Here is a 17,190-nt window from a genome sequence, read left to right on the forward strand (position 1 = left end):
CTATAGTTCGGATCGCTGTTACGACGTAGCGGCACCCGATAGTACGCATAATCGAGAGGAGATTCCCATGGGAGGGAAACTGTTCAGCAGAAGACAATTCGTCGCAGGCGTCGCGGTGCTCGGCGGTTCGCTTGCGCTCACCGCATGCGGTGCCAATCCGAAGACTGAGAGCACGGCGAGCAGCGGTGGCGATTCGGGATCCGAAGCAAAGCAAACCGATATCGTTGTCGTAGGTTCGGGCCTTGCCGGCTCGGCATGCGCCCGTGCGGCGGCGCTCGGTGGCGCAAACGTGATCCTCGTCGACAAAGCACCGTTCTACATGTCGACGTTTCTTACCTCGCTCGGCAACGTGTCGATAGCTCAGGTGCCCGAGAACAAGGAGTTCTGGGTCTTCGAAGACGGCGAAGCCGACACGATGGAAGCTTTTACCGAGCGTTACAAGAACATGACCGAGATCGGCAAAATCGATGCGCCGTATCCGGACTACGAGCGCATGCAGCATATGATGGAAGAAAGCTGCGAGACGATCAACTGGGTGAACGAACTCGGCATCGGTTTCAAAGAGTCGTTCACGAAAGAGCAGGTGGGAACCGATACGGTGAAGCCCGACGCACCCGCTGATCCGTCCATCAAGGCGGGTCAGGACGTTGCCGATGCATTTCAGGCCGAGCTCGAAAACCTCGGTGTCGAGATTATGCTGTCCACCGAGGCGACCAAGCTCATCCAGGACGGCGAAACGATTGTGGGCATTACGGTGAAGGATGGCAAGAAGGAACAGGACATTATGGCGAAGGCCGTCGTGCTTGCCGTAGGTGGCTTCGGCGGCAGCGACGAGTATCGCGATGAGTTGGTGCCCGCCATCAACAAGGTCGGTTTCCAGTATCTCGGCAACGCCATGAATACCGGTGACGGCATGACCATGGCCAAAGAAATCGGCGCGGCCGTCTACGACGACTGCTGGGTCATACCGAACGTCATCATGCCCACCCGCACGCTCACCGAGGCCGAGCCTGGTTTCGCGAAGCTCTGCGATACCGGTATGGAAGGCGCTGCGACGTCGGCAAAGATGCTCATCGACGCTTCCGGAAAGCGCTTCGTGAACGAGGCGGGCCCGGTTACGGCGCTTGCAACTTCGATGACCGACAACGCAGCTGGTCCCTATTACGTGCTGTTCGACAGTTCGAATGCCGATGTGGCTGCACTTATCGAGAAGGGCATCGACACGGGCGACGTGTTCAAAGCCGAGAGCATAGAAGAACTCGCAACGGCGGCGGGTACCGCTTTGCTTGCCGAGACGTTCGCAACCTATCAGGCAGCCGCAGAGGCGGGCTCCGATGCCGAGTTCAACAAAAAGGCCGATATGCTCGTGCCGTACGGTGAAGGCCCCTACTACCTCGTGGCGTTTGTTCCGTCATTCGTTGCAACGATGGGCGGCGTGCGTACCAACGGCGAGTGCCAGGCGATTCGCGACGACGAAACCGCCATCGAGGGCCTGTACGCAATCGGCGAATGCACGCATCGCTTCATGTACAACCGCAGCTTCGTGCGTCACTGCTCCAACTCGAGCGCGCTCACAATGGGTCGCTTGACCGGTACCGCGTTGGCCGAAGCGTAAAAAAATCGACAATCCGATTCTTTCCTCCCTTTGAGCCGTCGCAGCGCAACAAGCTGCGGCGGCTTGCTTTGTGTGGGGTCAGATGCGAATCAGAAGCCACGATGGTGACTTACTCCCGCGAACGGGTCGTGCGGCTGGGTCGGCACGGAACTATTCCGTCGAGTACAAGAATGTTCAGGCCCCTTACCGCATCAGCTGCGCTTCCATTTCCTCGATGAGGTCGAGCAGCTCTTGGCGCGAGTGGATGCCGAGCTTGGTGTACGCCCTGCGAAGATGGGTCTTCACCGTATGCTCTGAAAGCACGAAGTAATCGGCGATGTAGCGGGCGCTGCGGCCGGCAGAGAACTCGCGGATGATCTCGACTTCGCGATCAGAAAGCCCATAGGTTGCGCGAAGCAGGTCAAGCGCGCCCTCGGTCGCATCGGCTTCGGCGGCGGCAGGATCGGTTAGCTCGTCGGGCACCTCGTCGAAGCGATGGGCTTTCTGTTTCGAGGTGAATCGGAGGTAGCTGGCAAAAATGAGCGAGACGGTGACAACGAGAATCCAGATGGCGATGATGAGCACGTAATGCAGATCGAGTCCCAGCGGCTCGTACGTAGCCTGCGCGAGCAAGCGCCCCCCGGCAACGGAAAGGCGGGCAATGCCCAGTGCGAGACCGAGCAGGAAAAACGCCGGTAGCTTGCGCTCGTATGCTTCGCTGATGAACGTGAGCCACAAAAGCACGTAAAACGACATGAGAAACGTTGTCATCATTGCGCCGGCGAGGTAGCTGTCTCCCGCTTCGAAGCTGCGATACAGCAGAATAGAGGCGAGGCAGAGTGCGGCGATCGGGCAAATGTAGTCGATGTTGGCTTTCTTGAGCTTCAGCGCGGCAAGCACGACGCACATGGCGAGCGACACGCCGATGGCAAGCCAAGCGGTCAAATCGGTTTGCGCGTACTGCAGATCGGAGAAGATGTCGATCTGGATGATGAAGCCGCATACGGCCGAAAACACGAGCGTACCCGCTACCGCTCGACGCGTACGCGAAAACGCCTCAGCCATGGAGGTCGTAGGCGCAACCGTTTCCTTCATGCGTTGGGCTACGGTTTCGTTGTGCACAAGGCAGTAGTACAACATAGCTGCGGAAGCGGCGAACACGACGAGGAGGACGAGTTGGCGCTGGCCGGGAAATAGTGCGCTTGAGAGCGGTTGGATCAGCGTGTCGATGAAGTATCCGAGTGCGATCATGAGCAGCGAATGGAATGGGCGGTAGCTGACAAACACCTGCATCCAGCAGAGGATGATGAGCGACCAGCCTGTTCCCGAGGCTGCTTGCATGAGGAAATACGTAAGGTCGTTTTGGATGCCCGAAGCGATGAGTCCCGCGTATGCGACCGCCACGGCGATGCCGACCCAAAAGAGCTTGCGCGTGTTTTCGAAGCGCCCGAAATAGGAAAGAAGCGCGACCGCAAGGAACGTACAGCCGTCGAACGTAAGGCCGACGAGTGCGAAAGGCCCCGGGTTGTACGGCCCGGAGTTGAGATCGAGCAGGCGTGCACCTTGGAGAAACCCGAAGCCGACGGTCGCCACCACGGCGAGCGTCATCATCTTTTTGTCGAATAACCCCTGTGTAGCCATGAATTCGCCTATCGGTTCTTTGCGGGCGGTGCGCCGACCGCGCACGTCGAGGAGTGTAGCACAAGCTTCTTCTCGCGCACCGTTCCCCTCACCATGTCGTTACCGTTGCGCTGCTGCGGGCGGTTCGCTGTCATGCCACGATGATTCTGGGAAGCTCTTGATCGTGCGGATCACAGGGCACGGCATCGAGGCGCTGCTCTTCGAACGCGACGCCGATTGCAAGTGCGTCGTCGCGCAATGCGGGAAGAAGCCGATCGTAATTGCCGCCGCCGTAGCCGAGGCGGTTGTTCCTTTCGTCGAAGGCCACAAGGGGAACGATTACCAAGTCGAGCAACGACGCATCGACGAGCGGATAGGGTGCAAGGTCCGGATCGTTTGGCTGAAACGATCGCAGCGGGTGATCGAGGAAGGGCACGGTGCCGCATTCGTAACGCTCACGCGGTACCGCACGAAACACCATAGCGCTCTTTTCTTCCGGAGTTCGGGGGGATTTCATCATGCAGGGGAAGCATACGGTCATGCCGCGCTCGTATACGGCATCGATGAAGCAGCTGATCGAAACCTCGCTCTTCATAGCCTGGTACACTGCAACAGAAAGCGGCTCGTGTCGATAACAGACAGCAGGGTCGTGCGCTACGTTTGTGCGCACATCGATTACGTCGTCGAGCGTGCGCACGAGTTCGGCGCATATCGCACTGCATTTAGCGTCGTGTCGATGGGCGGCGATGGTGTCCCTCCGCCCGAGCGCGAGCGTTCGCAAAGATGTTTTATCCAATTCCTTACCTCCAGCCATCACATACAGGATAACGGTTCAAGCGCTTTGAGGAAAGCGAGCGAACACACCTGTCGGCGCACGGGATGTTTCACGTGAAACATCCGTTCGTGTTTTGGCAGCGGACCGATCGAGCGTGTATTGACAAGGGAAGTCTACGCGCTTGCTTCCAACGGGAGCGCGCGGTTCGGAAATCGAAGAAAGCTTGCGGCCGCACGTGCAGGTGCGGTATGCGCGGGGCCCAACACCCAGGTAGGAAATATCCTACCAATCCGCTCATATTTATGGAGATATTGCTAATAATGTAACTCTTTCCCATCTATTTGTGCCAAAATGAGAGAAATTTCTTGCGGAAGAACTTACATTACGTGTAGACTTCGATAGGGTAAGGAAAGGTTGCTTGAGAACTCGCATTACTATACAGCTGCTGCCGAAAGGGAAAAGCACGGCATGCGGTTGATCGGGGGACGCTGCGGCGTCTCTCGTCGTTTTAATGCGAAAGCTAAGCGATATGATCATCGATATCGCAAAGACGCGCAACCCGTACGATTGCGCTTCTGCATACGCGGAAGCCGTGCCTGCCTGGGAAGAGGCGGGCATGAACAATTACGTCGGAAACGACAGGAAGTGGGGAAAAGATGCAGTTGAAGGCATCGACGGACTACGGAATCCGCGCCATCCTCTATCTAGCCGCGGAGAAAGACGTACGATCATCGAAGGAAATCGCTCGAGAAATGTCGATTCCGCGTGATTACCTCATCCAGCTTGCGCAGCTGCTGCGCAATGCGGGACTTATCGAAGCTCGTCCGGGCAAGCACGGCGGATACGCTCTTGCGCGCGATGCTTCTGATATTACACTGCTCGAGATCATTACCGCTATGGAGGATTCGATCAAAGTAGAGAAGTGCTCGGGCGATCAGGACACCTGCGATCGCGATCCAGCCGATTGCAACCAGTTCTATCCCGAGGAAGACGCATCGGGCAAGAGCGAGGGAAGCGAGAAGGCGTGCAAGGTGCGCCGCTCCTACGCGCTCATCCAGGAGAGCTTCAACGCGTACCTCAACAGCTTGACGGTGGATCTGCTGCTCGATTGCGCCCGCGAGGCCGATTGCAGCATCGAATACTTATCGAAGAAGCTTTCTGAGGAGAGCAAGCGCCTTGCGGATAAGGCCGCCTAGCAGCCCATCGCGCATGTGACGCACTCGATATGCCTCAAAGCGTGCCTTTGCAGAAATGCCGGTCCGGATGGTTCCGAGGCCGGCATTCTTTTGCCCCGAGGCGCTACACCGCCACATCCCCGATGCCGAGTACCTGCATCACGAGGAGCGCCACGGTGAGCACGGTGACGATGGCGACGGTCGCCCAGATGAGGATGCGGGAGACGGGTTTGCTCTTGAACGTGCCCATGATGCGCTTATCTGCGGCGATGATGGCCATGAACACGAGGAGCACCGGCAGAATGATGCCGTTCACGAACTGAGCTGTGAGCATGACGCCCAACAAGTCGATGTTCGGGATGATGACGACTGCGGCCGAGAAGATGATCACGAAGGTGAGGATGCCCTTGAACAGCGGCGCTTCTTTCCACTTGAAATCGACGCCCGCTTCCCAGCCGAACGCCTCGCAGATCACAAACGAAGTCGTAAGCGGCAACACGCAGGCGGCGAGAAACGATGCGGCGATGAGCCCGATAGCGAACAGCGCCTCGGCGTACTGGCCTGCGAACGGCGCGAGCGCATGGGCTGCATCGGCGGCGCTCGTAATCTCGATGCCCTCGGGAAACAGTGTTGCACCGGTGGTCACGATGATGAACCAGGCCACGAGGCATGCGGCAACGGTTCCCGAGATAACGTCGACGCGCTGCGAAAAGAAATCCTTCACGCCGACGCCCTTCTCCACGACGTTGCTTTGAGCGAAGAACATCATCCAAGGTGCGATCGTCGTGCCGATCATCGCGATGACGAGCGAAACGAAGCTCGTATCGTTCACCACATGGGGCACCACGGTCGAAATGAGCGCGTCGTCCCAGTTGGGGCGAGCCATAAACGCGGCGAAGATATAGGTGACGAACACGAGCGAGAGGATGAGGAACACCTTCTCGACGCGCTTGTAGCTGCCGCCCACAACCAAAAGCCATACGGCTCCGGCGGCCACGGGCACCGATATGAACTTCGACACGCCGAACATCTCCATACCGCTTGCGATGCCAGCGAATTCCGAGAACGTCGTTGCCACGTTGCCGATGAGCAGCGCGAGCATGGCGAGCGCGGTCAAGCGAATGCCGAACCGTTCGCGGATGAGCGCGGCGAAGCCCTTGCCGGTGACCGCTCCCATGCGTGCAGCCGTCATCTGTACGACGGCCAGCAGTACGCACATGATGGGGATGACCCACAGCGTTGCGAAGCCGAATTTCGCGCCTACCGTCGAGTACGTTGAGATGCCGCCCGCATCGTTGCCGGCCATGGCCGTGATGATACCCGGACCCATGGCGGCAAGGATGAGCCAGAGCTTACTCGGCTTTTTCGCGGTGCGTTCGGTCGCGGTCGGTTCGCTCGTCGTCATACCTTGCTGATTCGACGGACTTTCCGGGGTAGGGGATGCGATTCTTCCGGTGCGAAAGATGCCCCATTCCCGTGTTGGCTTATCGGAGCGGTTCCTGGGTGTCATGTGCTAGCCCCACTCGTATCCGATGATCTGGAGCAATACCAGGGTGTACAAAGCGAGAATGAGGATGGCCACCAGCACGATGCCTGCAATTTTGAGCCCGAGTTTCTTCGTTTTATCTCCGCTCACGTCTTCTTCGATGGCATCCCAGGCGTCGTCTACCGTGACGATGCCGAGGAGGCTGCCGTGCTCGTCGACCACGGGCATGGCGGGAATGTCGTACTTGAAAATGTCGGCCGCTACGTCCTCTTCGGTCTCGTCGGGAGCAACGCTTAAGATGTCTTCATAGGCGACGTCCTTGATGAGCGTACCGTCGTCGGTGAGCACAAGCGTGCGCAGCGAGAGCACGCCCACGAGCTTCTCGTATTCGTCGAGCACGTAGACGTAGTGGACGGTGGGATGGTCTTCGTCGAGTTCGCGGAGCACCTCGATCGTTTCGCCGACCGTATAGGTTTCGGGAACGGCCACGTACTGCGTGGTCATCATGCCGCCTGCGGTGCCGTCCTTATACCCTAGTAGCCTGCGGACTTCCGTGGCATCCTCGACGCCCATGAGGCGCAGGAGCGTTTCGGCCTTCTCGTAGGGAAGGTCGCGGACGATGTCGGCGGCGTCGTCCGGGTCCATGTTGCCGAGCAGACCCGCCGCCTGTGCCTCGTCGAGGTCCTCGATGAAATCGGCCTGGTACTCGTCTTCCATCTCGGATATGGCCTCGGTGGCTTGCGCCTCATCGAGGTGGCGAAACACGTTCGCGCGCTGCTGAGGATCGAGCTGCTCCAGAATGTCTGCAACGTCTGCGGGGTGCAACTCGTCAAGGCGCTTGTGCGTGACGGAAAGCTGCACCTCGGAGAGGTCGCGGTCCAGAAGGTCCATGTAGTTCCAGGCGATGATCTGCTCGTCAATCTTCTTGCCGAACACCTTCGCCGTTGCGACGACTGCGCGCTCAAGCCAAGGGGCGAGTCCGCGCAGGATGCCGCGGAATCCCACCTCGGCACCCAGCAGGCGCAGCTGCGAGCCCGATTCGGAGAGTTTCAAGTCGTTGACGCGCACGACCTTCATGCCCTGCGTGTCCACGATCTGGCGGTTGAGCAGGTCGCGTGCAAGCAGAATCTCTTCGGGTTGCAGATAGCTGAAACGGATGTTGTGGCTTTCAACGGCAAGCACGATGCCGTCTTCGTCAAAGCTTTCCACGTATTTGCGCCACGAGATCATGAACGGCGTTTTGCCGGGACCTAAGAAGGCAAGGCTCGTGATGCGGGGGAACACCTCGCCGGTTGAAATGGCGAGGTCGGCGATCGTGCCGATTTTCTCGCCTGTTGAGTCGACCACGGGGCGGCCGAGCATTTGAGATAGATAGAGCATAGTTTTCCCTTACCGTTTCGGCATCGGCTCGCAGCGCATCGCGAACATGCTTGAGCGCAGACATATCTGCGCGAGTTTATAATGCAGTGCGTACCGATGTTTTTGTCGCAGTCGTCCTTCGACTGCCGACAAGGGAAGTCGAAGGCTAATTACTGTGAGGTTTCGGTTTTCGAACCTTCAAGTAATTTCCTTTCCTTGAGCCAATAAAAAAGCCGCACGTGCTGGGTTGACCAATCGTTGCGGGCAAAGCCTGTTCAGAGGCATTGTTGATAATAGGCGAATTAACACAGCCCGTCAACCGCTGCAGACGAACGGCCAGAATCTGCCACAAGAATTTTACTGTAGTTGATTAACCGTTGACGCCTTAAGCTGCCAGAGCTCCATCGGCGGTGTATGGGCGGTAGGTGCCCGATGTGCGCCGATCGACCTGTTTATGTTCCCGAGGTGCCGGATCTTGGCACAAATCTTGAGGTTTGACAATTATGGAATATCATACATCTCGATTTCTCCTTTTTGATATTTTGCGAACAGGTGTTTTGTTCTCCCTTAGTCATGTTTTCGATATATAATTACTTAGATAATTGTCAAACCGGAGGTGCGGCAGGAAGTTGGACCGCCGGCAGGCGGTCCACGACCGATCGAGCGGCCCCCGCGGGGGCCGCGAGGAGGGAGCCGCATGTACACGGAAAGGGAGAAGGTCCGCTACGTCGAGACGATGTGGGCCGAGGGGCTCACGCCCCGCGCCGCCGAGCGGAAATGGGGGACCCCGTCCAGGGAGTCGCTGAGGCGGTGGCTGGAGCAGGCCGAGGAGGGCTCCCTGCCGGCGGAGATGCCCAGGGTGAAGGGGCGCGCCGAGCACGCGCCCCACTCCCGCTACCCCGAGGCCACCAAGGCGGAGGCCGTCCGCCTCTACGGCCTCGGGGAGAAGCCCGCGCACATCGCCCGCCGCCTCGGCATCGCCGAAGCGAGCATAATATCGGTCTGGAGCAGGAAGGCCCGCAAAAGCGCTATCATGTCCGAGACCGGCGCGGAGGGCGCGCCGCGCGAGGACGAGGGGGCGAAGCCGGGCATGGGGCAGGCGGCGGGATCGGACGACAGGCGGATCGAGGCCCTCCGGGCCGAGCTCGAGGAGGCGCTCTTCGAGGTGAGCGTCTACAAGGAGCTGAGGCGCGACCCAAAAGCCGCAAGCCCGGCGAGCCTGTCGAAGAGGCGGCTCGTCGGGTTAGGCGAGAGGCTGAGGCGGGACTGCGGGTGCTCCCTGGCCCGGATCTCGACGTTCTTGGGAATCTCGAAGAGCACCTACCTCTACCACCGGGCGAGGCTCGATAGCCCGTCCGGCATGACGGACGGGGGCTTCGACGGGGCCGTGGCCGCGGCCTTCGCGGAGAACGGCGGGATCTACGGCTACCGCCGCCTCAGAGCGGCGCTGGAGGCCGGCGGCGTCCGCGCGCCCGAGCGCAGGGTGCGCGAGTCGATGGCGCGCCAGGGGCTCGTCGCCCGGTGCTCCAGGTCGGAGAAGAGATGGAGCTCGTACGCGGGCGAGGTGTCGGACGCGCCCGGGGACCTGCTGCTCGGCGAGCACGGGAGGCACGACTTCTCGGCGGACGCGCCCAACGAGCTGTGGCTCACCGACATCACCGAGATGCGGGGGCGCGACGGCAAGTGCTACCTGTCCGCCGTCGTCGACTGCTTCGACGGCAAGGTCGTCGCCTGGCGCGCCTCGGAGAGCCCCAACGCCGAGCTCGCGAACTCCACGCTCGCCGACGCGATAGCGACGCTTCGGGAGGGCCAGCGTCCCGTCATCCACTCCGACCGCGGCGGGCACTACCGCTGGAAGGGGTGGATCGCGCTGTGCGAGGGGGCCGGCCTCGTGCGCTCGATGTCGCGCAAGGGGCACAGCCCCGACAACGCGGCGTGCGAGGGCTTCTTCGGCCGGGCGAAGGTCGAGGCGTTCCATTCGCTCGTGCGCGCGGGGGCGCCCGTCGCCGAGATATTCGAGGCCGTCGCGCGCTACATCACGTGGTACAATGACGGCCGCCTCAAGACGTTCAGGGAGAACGGGAAGAAGGCCACCTGCGAGACCATCGAGGGCCGCCGCAGGAGGCTCGGGCTGGCGGCCTGAGCAGTCCAAGAATCCTGCCGCACCCCCAACCTCCAATTTTGTGCCGAAATTCTGGGACTTAGGAACGCGTGGGCAAATCGGGAGCAGGATGACGAAGGTGTCTTTCGATACCTGCCACGAAGGGAAGTATTTTCGATATTGGAGTACGCGAGCGTTTCGCAGTAACCGTTCTATCGGTATGGCGGGGCTGGCCGTGTGTGTGAAAGCAATAGGCGGCACTGGCTGCTGAGAACGCGCTGTCCTAGTAAATTCTTTCTAGTCAACCCGTCAAGCCTTGCAGACCTGCGCTTACATTTGCAATCATGCACATGACAGGGTTAGGGAAGAAGGATGGATGAGATCTGAGCTGAGGGCAGATGACGGCTCGTTGCTGGAGTGCGCTTTTTCGCTGGCAACCCAGAGCGCTCAAACGCTCGGATCGCTTGCGGCGGCGCTCGAGGTGTCCGTCGAAGAGACTTCGCTGTACTGGCTTATGGTCAACAAACTTCGCAAACGCCAAGGGCATGTTCTGCCGGTCCCGATCGATTCCGTGGCGTTCGAGGGCATATCCGACGCCCATCAGCACTCGAAAAACTGGTACGCACCGACGTGGCGTCTGCAAAAGCTTCTCGAAGAATTCCAGATCAACGAGGGCCTGGCAGTGCACTACGAGACCATTCTCACCGAACCCGAAGGCGGTCACTACGAGCTTAACCTCGCGGCGAGCGAGGTGGTTTTAGCGGTACAGCTGGAAAACGATTCGATCGACGTTGCACAGATGATGCGGGTGTGCGTGCATGCCTGCGAACCGATGAGCGGCCTTGAACTGCTCGTATCGAACGCGGGAAAGATTCTCATCGATATCGAGACGCATCGAAGCGAACCCCTCACGGCGTCGTTTATCGAAGATCTGTATGCGAAGCTTACCGAGGGCATCGCCATCAAAGAGGTCCGCGAGCCTGAAGCGCGCGAAAAGGCGGTCGGGGCCGTGCGCTACAAAGCGCTCGAATCGTTCTGCGAATGCGTATGGCCTTGCGAAGCCGAATCGTCTGCCCTGTTCGGCGATGTCGCTCGACTCGGGCGCAACGGATGCGGCAACCATACGCTCGTTAACGCCCTCATAGCCCTGTACTACTTCAAAACCTTCCGTCCGTTTCCTGCGGGCAACAACGTGCTCGCGTACTTGCTCTACGTTATCATCTTACATCGTGCGGGATACCACTTCTCCGCGCATGTGCCGGTGATGAAAGTGCTCTATAGCAGCGAGAAGCGCGATGGGAAGCGGTGCGGTTTGGGATGCGATCCCCAAGAGCTCGCTATCGAGTGCGACGGCTACAGCGATTGGAGCTTGTTTTTCGAGCGCGCGGTCGAGGGCGTTATCGGCGAACAGCGCTGGACCATGACCAAGCTCGAAGGCATGAGCAAGCGGCGCGAGCGCTTCCGCACCATCATCGACACCGATGAGACGATGAACTTCCGGCAGAAGGAAGTCCTGCTCGAAGCGATTCTTCACAGTAACGCCGAGTTTACGTACGCCATCCACGAACAGCGCTACGACGTATCGTATCCCTGTGCTCGCAGCGACTTCTCCCGTTTGCTCGATCTGGGATTCTTGAAACAACACGACGACGGCATCCGTCATTTCTTCTTCGCATCCGACGTATTCGCGGATGCGTTTCTCGCGTATCTGAAAGAGCACTGCCCCGAAGCGTTCTACCGCTACTACCAGGAGGACGGTTCGTTGCGCAAGGAATTCAGAAGCGCTGAGGATGCGGCAACCGAATACAACAAAGGCGTGGGCTTTTACGAGAAGTCCCTGCTCGATAAGACGTACGTTGAGCATTACGATTTCCGCCGCACGCCCATAGCCGACTGCGATGGACCGCACAGGCGTTCCCGGCCGAAGGGCTGAGGGGCGCCGCGGTCGATCATGGTGTGGCTGTGGCCTGCATGCACTGAGGCGAGGAAGGATGAGGGTGCGAGAAAGGAGGAAGTGCGGGATCTGTTTCTCATAGACAAGGAGGACGAATGAAAGACAGTGCCAAAGAGGGCGCCAGGATGCGTCCGAGGGTAAACATCAAAGCGGTTCTGGTGCTGGTGGCTTTTGCGTTGGTCGCATCGGCGGCTATCTGGGGGTGCAGTCCCCAAGCATCGACAACTGAACCGAAACCGGATGGCGCCAAAGAGGAAAGCAGCGAGGGAGCCAAAACTGCGGTCGATCCCGATGCGGTCGACGGACTTGCAACGTACAGCGGGTTTCCCACGGAAGGCCGCTTCGTCGACGGGGTAGTCTCGCTTCCCGACTTCTATAAGAATTCCGAGAAGAACGAAGCGAACGCGAAAGCCGAGGCGCCGCGCCGCTATACCGATCGCAACGGCTTTACGGTGCAGCCCGTGCCGTCCGATCCGGTCAGCTGGAACAACACGTATCTGGATGCCGACAATCGCGGGTGCACGTCATGTCATTCACTTGAGAATGCGCTCATGACGCTGCCCACGTACCATCGCCTCATCTTCTTCGGCTATCCGACCGAACAAAGCTACCAGAACTGCATCGCGTGTCATTCTAAGTCGTACTCGGGCATCAGCCTGGCCGACATCACCCACACGAGGCATTTCGAGAGCACCATGTTCAACGAAGATTACAGCGGCGATTGCCAATCGTGCCACCACATCAGCGCCGACACCGGCGAGTTCGAGCGGTGGGACGAAGTGAAGTACAACCTGTACAAGGGCATTACCGATGTAGCGGCCGATGATCTTAAGGCCGACATCAGCTACGACCAGACCACCATTACCCCAGCCGAGAACCGCATCTTCAAAACCGTCAAAGACGAGCCGAGCGAATGGCTTACCGATGACGCGAACGTCGATCCCTCGATTTACGAGAATTGGGTCATTTCGATCGACGGCGATTGCGAGAACCCCGCCGAGATGACGCTTCCCGAGATGGTCGAGCAGTTCGGCACCGTCAAGCAGGTCATGAAGATGGATTGCACCATTAACGGCGTCGGTCAGGCAACCATCATGCAAAGCGAAGTCGAGGGCATTCCGCTTTCGGCCATCATCGAGTACGCGAAGCCGAAGGCAGGCGCGAACACCGTGAGCCCGATCGGCTCCGACGGCTACGATTACGCTCAGATGAGCATTGACTGGCTGCTTGAAAACGATGCGATCATCGTGACCAAGATGGACGGCGAGGTTCTGCCCAACACTCAGGGATATCCGTGCATGATCTGGGTGAACAAAACATCGGGCGGCAACTTCACCAAGCGCATTTCCAACTTGACGTTCATGACGAAGGACGAGGCGGATCTGGACAACCAGCTTTACGTGGGCCAGTTCACCGACGATAAGACTGGTGAAATCTACTCCAAGCCCAACAGCGGCGTTTTGAACTACCCGACCGGCGTCGTGCTTACGGGCGACGAGGCGAAAACCGTGCATCTCGAAGGATTCGCCGATGCGTGGGACGAGCCGATCAAGAAGATCGAGTACTCGTTCGATCACGGTGCCACCTGGACCGTGCTCGAAACGCCTGATAACAACGCGGACAACTGGACGTATTGGCGCATGGACTTCACGCCCCCAGCGACGGGAGCCTATCTGCTCGACATCCGCACCACCTCCATCACGCCCGATGGTGCAGACCGCGTATGTCAGTACGATACCCAGTTCATGTTTACGGTAGAGTAGGGGGAAGCCATGAAGACAACGAAGCGCTACGGCCGCACTACTCTTTCCGCTGTTGCAGGACTCACCATGGCCGTTTCGATGGTCGCGACACCCGCTTTGGCGGTAGCCGGGGAGCCTGCTGACGGGCCTTCGGGGACCACCGAGGGCACTGCGGCGGAAGCGAACGGTGTCGCCGCTGAGAGTGCTCAGGTGACCGAAGCTGCGGTTGCGGGCGAGTTCGCCTACGATCAGACCACGATCACGCCGAACGAGGTGATCGCGAAGTTCTTCCAGCGCGCAACGCAGGCTCTCTGCGGATCGACGGTGGACTTTGCAGTTGACAACCCGCTTGGTTGGGAGCTGACGGTTACGGGCGACGTGCAAAACGAGTTCACCGAATCGGTCGGCGACCTTGCGAGCGAGGAATCGGTCAGCAAGGTGATGACGTGCACGTGCGGCGGCAATCCCGCAGGCGGTGCGGCTATCATCACGGCCGACGTGAAGGGCATTCCGATCGAATCGTTGCTCGCGCGTGCCGGGGCGAACCCAGGTGCGAACGCAGTCACGTTCGTTTCGGCCGACGGCACCGAGGTCGTGTTCCCGCTCGGGTACCTGATCGGCCGCCATGCGGTGCTGAGCTACCAGATCAACGACGAGGACCTTTCGGCTTCAGTCGGCGGCAACAACCAGCTCTGGATGACGAAAACGCCTGCGAACTATTTCGTGCGCGACGTCGTGCAGATCGTGGTGTCGACCGAAGACGAGGCGCCTGCCAATCCCGGCGAGGGAGACGAGCATCCCAACAGCCCCAACGCCGGCGTCCTTGCGGGCGTTCAGGAATAGGAGCATGACATGATCGCTCCCTTGGAGGTGGAAGTGGGTAAGCCGGTAACGTTTTCGGGTTACGCCGAGGACTACGGCAAGCAGATCGTATCGGTGCAGTTCTCGCTCGACAACGGCGAGCATTGGACTTCCTACGATGTGTCCGAGTCCGCTTCTGAGCTTTGGGTGCACTGGACGTTTTCGTATACTCCCGAAAAGCCCGGGTTCTACCGCCTGCTCGTTCGCTCGGTGAACAGCGAGGGGAAGGAAAGCCCCCTTGCGGATGTAGCGGAGTTCACCGCCGCATGACCGACGGCCGCGCGCCCGTGCGTGTGCGGGATGCGTGCGGGCGGGAGTGCGTTCGGGCGAGAGTGCGCGTGGGCGGGAGGTGCGCTCGGGCGGGGTGCTCGGGTATGCGCGCCCGCGCCCCGCGCAGAATACGAAATCGCACAGTAGGTTTGCTGATTCGGGGGCCGCGTCGGAAACGATGCGGCCCCCGCGTGTTTGCATCTGCGCCCCATTATCGCGTCCGTTGCCGCGCCGCTCGCCCCGTTTCGCCCGTTGCCGCCCGTCACAACGCTGGTCGCGCCGTTTCGCCCGTTGCCGCCCGTCACGACGCTTGTCGCGCCTCCGCGTTATCGCCGTACGCAGGCGATGTTTCACGTGAAACATAATCATTGTGCGTGTCTATCGGTGCCCAGATCGTGTTCCGAAAAGATGTGAACGCAGGCTCTCCTACCGATTCGAGCAAGCGTCGGCGGCATCCACCAGGTCAATAAGCTCCTGTCTGCTGTGGATCCCAAGCTTGGTGTACAGCGTCTTGCAATGGCTGCGGATGGTGTTGGGGGAGAGGCAAAGCGAATCGGCCAAATGCATGACCGTTCTCCCGTGAGCAAGTCCCATGAGCACGTCGGTCTCCCGTTGACTCAATCCGTAGCGCTCCACGACCACGAGGCATCGCTGCTCGATAGGGTCAGGAGCTGGAGCGGTTTCGATGGGAACAAAAACCTCGACTTCGAGTGTAGCTTCGAGTGTAGCTTCCGTTTCCGATGGAATCGAGACTGATGCGGATGGCGCGCCTGCTTCTGCGGCGCGGCGCTGCATCAGCGCGTATGCCATTGCGAGCACGTAGAATACAAGAAGTATCGCAACAAGCGATGTGGCGGCGCCAAAACCGCCGTTTTCGGCGAACAGATGCACGCCGAAGAGCGTTGCAGCCGCAAAGACCGCGTATACAATTCCAGCGAACAAACCGTACACGGCTTCCGCGCGCAAGCTGTTCTTTTCTGCGGTGCTCATGCATGCTGGGATCATAAGCACCGACATGATCATGTAGACCGAAAACACGGCAGCACTTGCCGGGGCTCCGAGCTGGCCCACGCCGAGGGAGAGTACGAGAAGCAAGGTTGCAACAACGGGAAACAGGATGCGAAACAGCGTCGGGATGGTAAGCGCGGAAGAGCTCTCCTTCGGTTTTTTACCGAGTACGAATAAGAGAACAGCGGCTCCAAGAGCCATGAATATGGCACCCGCAACGGCAATTGCATCAGATGATCTCGGTTGCGTATAAAGCGTCATGAGTCGGGTGATGGCAGATGCGAATGCGATTGCGGCCGCACAGAAAAGGGGAGTCCGAACCGTTCGCAACGCCTTTCGGGTCAGGTCTTTTGCGGTTCGAGGTCGCTTCCATCCGAAGCGGGTTTCTGCCGTCTGTTCTTCCCTTTGAGAAGAGGGCAAATCGAAGGCCTGCAAGGCATCCGCCTGGGTTGTCCTGGGCATACGCGGTGCTAACGAAAGGAAAACAGCAGTACTCAGGGTTGCGCCGACGAAAACGAAATCAGGAACGAGAGAAGGCAGAAACGGAAGCACGGCAAGCGGAAAAGCGCATACGACGAGCGATAGCAAAACGAGTGCAGTTACCTCGCGGCGGGAAAGGCGGGAGAAAAACGAAGCCCATCCCATATGGAGCATTCCCGTACCGAAGCCCAACAAAAGAGCTCCGCAGCATACGGAAAACGGGTTTGCGGGAGGTGCCGCAACAACCACTCCGTATCCCAGAAATACGAGCACGCATGCCGTCCAAGCGACGATGCGCTCCACTCGCTTCGCTGCCTTATCCAAACCGTCGCCGCTTGATTGCCGAAAGAACGCACACGTACCTAATATAAGCAGCACTATTCCTATGGCGGCGAGCAAGGGCGTTGACCACCAGGTAAGCAGCGAGAGGATGTCGAAACCCGTACGGGCAGAAATGCGCAAACCTCCCCACACGGTGAGATGAGACGAGAGAAGCAACAACGCATAACCGAGGCACGCGATGATGCGCACTCGTCTAGCCGTAGGCCTCTGTGCTGAAGAAACGCCCGGCATCATTGCACCTCCCGCAACGCCGCTAGCTCCCATGTTCCCCCAAAATACCTGTAGTATCGCATACCTTGCATCATCGATGCTGGGCGTTTCCTCGTGAAACGTCGACCGAAACCATTTTCACCAAAAGTATGTGAGGCGCAAAGGAAGAGAGGCTTGTTACCATGCAGCGCGTTCCGATCGAAGCGGAACGAT

At 59.2% G+C, this 17,190-nt stretch carries 12 protein-coding genes; 7 read left to right on the plus strand and 5 right to left on the minus strand.

What is annotated here, in order from left to right; translation table 11 throughout:
- Positions 1 to 67: 67 nt before the first annotated feature.
- Entirely contained in the window at positions 68 to 1,615 is a 1,548-nt protein-coding gene (locus FJE54_RS04315; RefSeq protein WP_139651501.1) for an FAD-dependent oxidoreductase, read from the plus strand.
- A 183-nt stretch (positions 1,616 to 1,798) separates the two neighbouring features.
- On the opposite strand, the gene FJE54_RS04320 is transcribed toward FJE54_RS04315, so the two are convergent.
- Positions 1,799 to 3,235: a helix-turn-helix transcriptional regulator gene (locus FJE54_RS04320; RefSeq protein WP_139651502.1), complete on the minus strand. Its 1,437-nt coding sequence runs from the start codon at positions 3,233 to 3,235 to the stop codon at positions 1,799 to 1,801.
- Between the two features lie 130 nt (positions 3,236 to 3,365).
- Positions 3,366 to 4,010 carry a 5-formyltetrahydrofolate cyclo-ligase gene (locus tag FJE54_RS04325; protein WP_180326560.1) on the minus strand — a complete coding sequence of 215 codons (645 nt, stop codon included), beginning with the start codon at positions 4,008 to 4,010 and terminating at the stop codon, positions 3,366 to 3,368.
- 635 nt (positions 4,011 to 4,645) lie between these two features.
- Here FJE54_RS04325 and FJE54_RS04330 point away from each other — a divergent pair.
- The gene (locus tag FJE54_RS04330) at positions 4,646 to 5,185 is read left to right on the plus strand and encodes an RrF2 family transcriptional regulator (RefSeq protein WP_139651504.1); all 540 of its coding nucleotides are present in this window, start codon (positions 4,646 to 4,648) and stop codon (positions 5,183 to 5,185) included.
- A gap of 103 nt (positions 5,186 to 5,288) precedes the next feature.
- On the opposite strand, the gene FJE54_RS04335 is transcribed toward FJE54_RS04330, so the two are convergent.
- Together FJE54_RS04335 and FJE54_RS04340 are read right to left on the minus strand one after the other, a co-directional pair.
- Complete coding sequence (locus tag FJE54_RS04335) at positions 5,289 to 6,569, minus strand: NRAMP family divalent metal transporter (RefSeq protein ID WP_139651505.1); 1,281 nt, start codon at positions 6,567 to 6,569, stop codon at positions 5,289 to 5,291.
- A 108-nt stretch (positions 6,570 to 6,677) separates the two neighbouring features.
- The gene (locus tag FJE54_RS04340) at positions 6,678 to 8,030 is read right to left on the minus strand and encodes a magnesium transporter (RefSeq protein WP_139651506.1); all 1,353 of its coding nucleotides are present in this window, start codon (positions 8,028 to 8,030) and stop codon (positions 6,678 to 6,680) included.
- Between the two features lie 676 nt (positions 8,031 to 8,706).
- Between FJE54_RS04340 and FJE54_RS04345 the strand changes: the two genes are divergently transcribed.
- The 5 genes from FJE54_RS04345 (at position 8,707) to FJE54_RS04365 (ending at position 14,937) form a co-directional block, all read left to right on the plus strand.
- The gene (locus FJE54_RS04345; protein ID WP_139651507.1) at positions 8,707 to 10,152 is read left to right on the plus strand and encodes an IS3 family transposase; all 1,446 of its coding nucleotides are present in this window, start codon (positions 8,707 to 8,709) and stop codon (positions 10,150 to 10,152) included.
- Positions 10,153 to 10,486: 334 nt separating this feature from the next.
- Entirely contained in the window at positions 10,487 to 12,043 is a 1,557-nt protein-coding gene (locus FJE54_RS04350; protein WP_139651508.1) for a Fic family protein, read from the plus strand.
- 116 nt (positions 12,044 to 12,159) lie between these two features.
- A complete protein-coding gene (locus tag FJE54_RS04355; protein WP_139651509.1) occupies positions 12,160 to 13,827 on the plus strand; it encodes a molybdopterin-dependent oxidoreductase in 1,668 nt (555 codons plus the stop codon).
- A 9-nt stretch (positions 13,828 to 13,836) separates the two neighbouring features.
- Positions 13,837 to 14,649 (plus strand): molybdopterin-dependent oxidoreductase, encoded by an 813-nt coding sequence (locus FJE54_RS04360; RefSeq protein WP_139651510.1) that lies wholly within the window; start codon positions 13,837 to 13,839, stop codon positions 14,647 to 14,649.
- Positions 14,650 to 14,658: 9 nt separating this feature from the next.
- Positions 14,659 to 14,937, plus strand: a complete 279-nt coding sequence (locus FJE54_RS04365) for a molybdopterin-binding protein (RefSeq protein WP_139651511.1) — start codon at positions 14,659 to 14,661, stop codon at positions 14,935 to 14,937.
- 426 nt (positions 14,938 to 15,363) lie between these two features.
- On the opposite strand, the gene FJE54_RS04370 is transcribed toward FJE54_RS04365, so the two are convergent.
- On the minus strand, positions 15,364 to 17,031 hold the full coding sequence (locus FJE54_RS04370) for a helix-turn-helix transcriptional regulator (protein WP_139651512.1): 1,668 nt from the start codon (positions 17,029 to 17,031) through the stop codon (positions 15,364 to 15,366).
- Positions 17,032 to 17,190 lie beyond the last annotated feature (159 nt).

It is taken from the genome of Raoultibacter phocaeensis (assembly GCF_901411515.1).
GTDB lineage: Bacteria > Actinomycetota > Coriobacteriia > Coriobacteriales > Eggerthellaceae > Raoultibacter > Raoultibacter phocaeensis.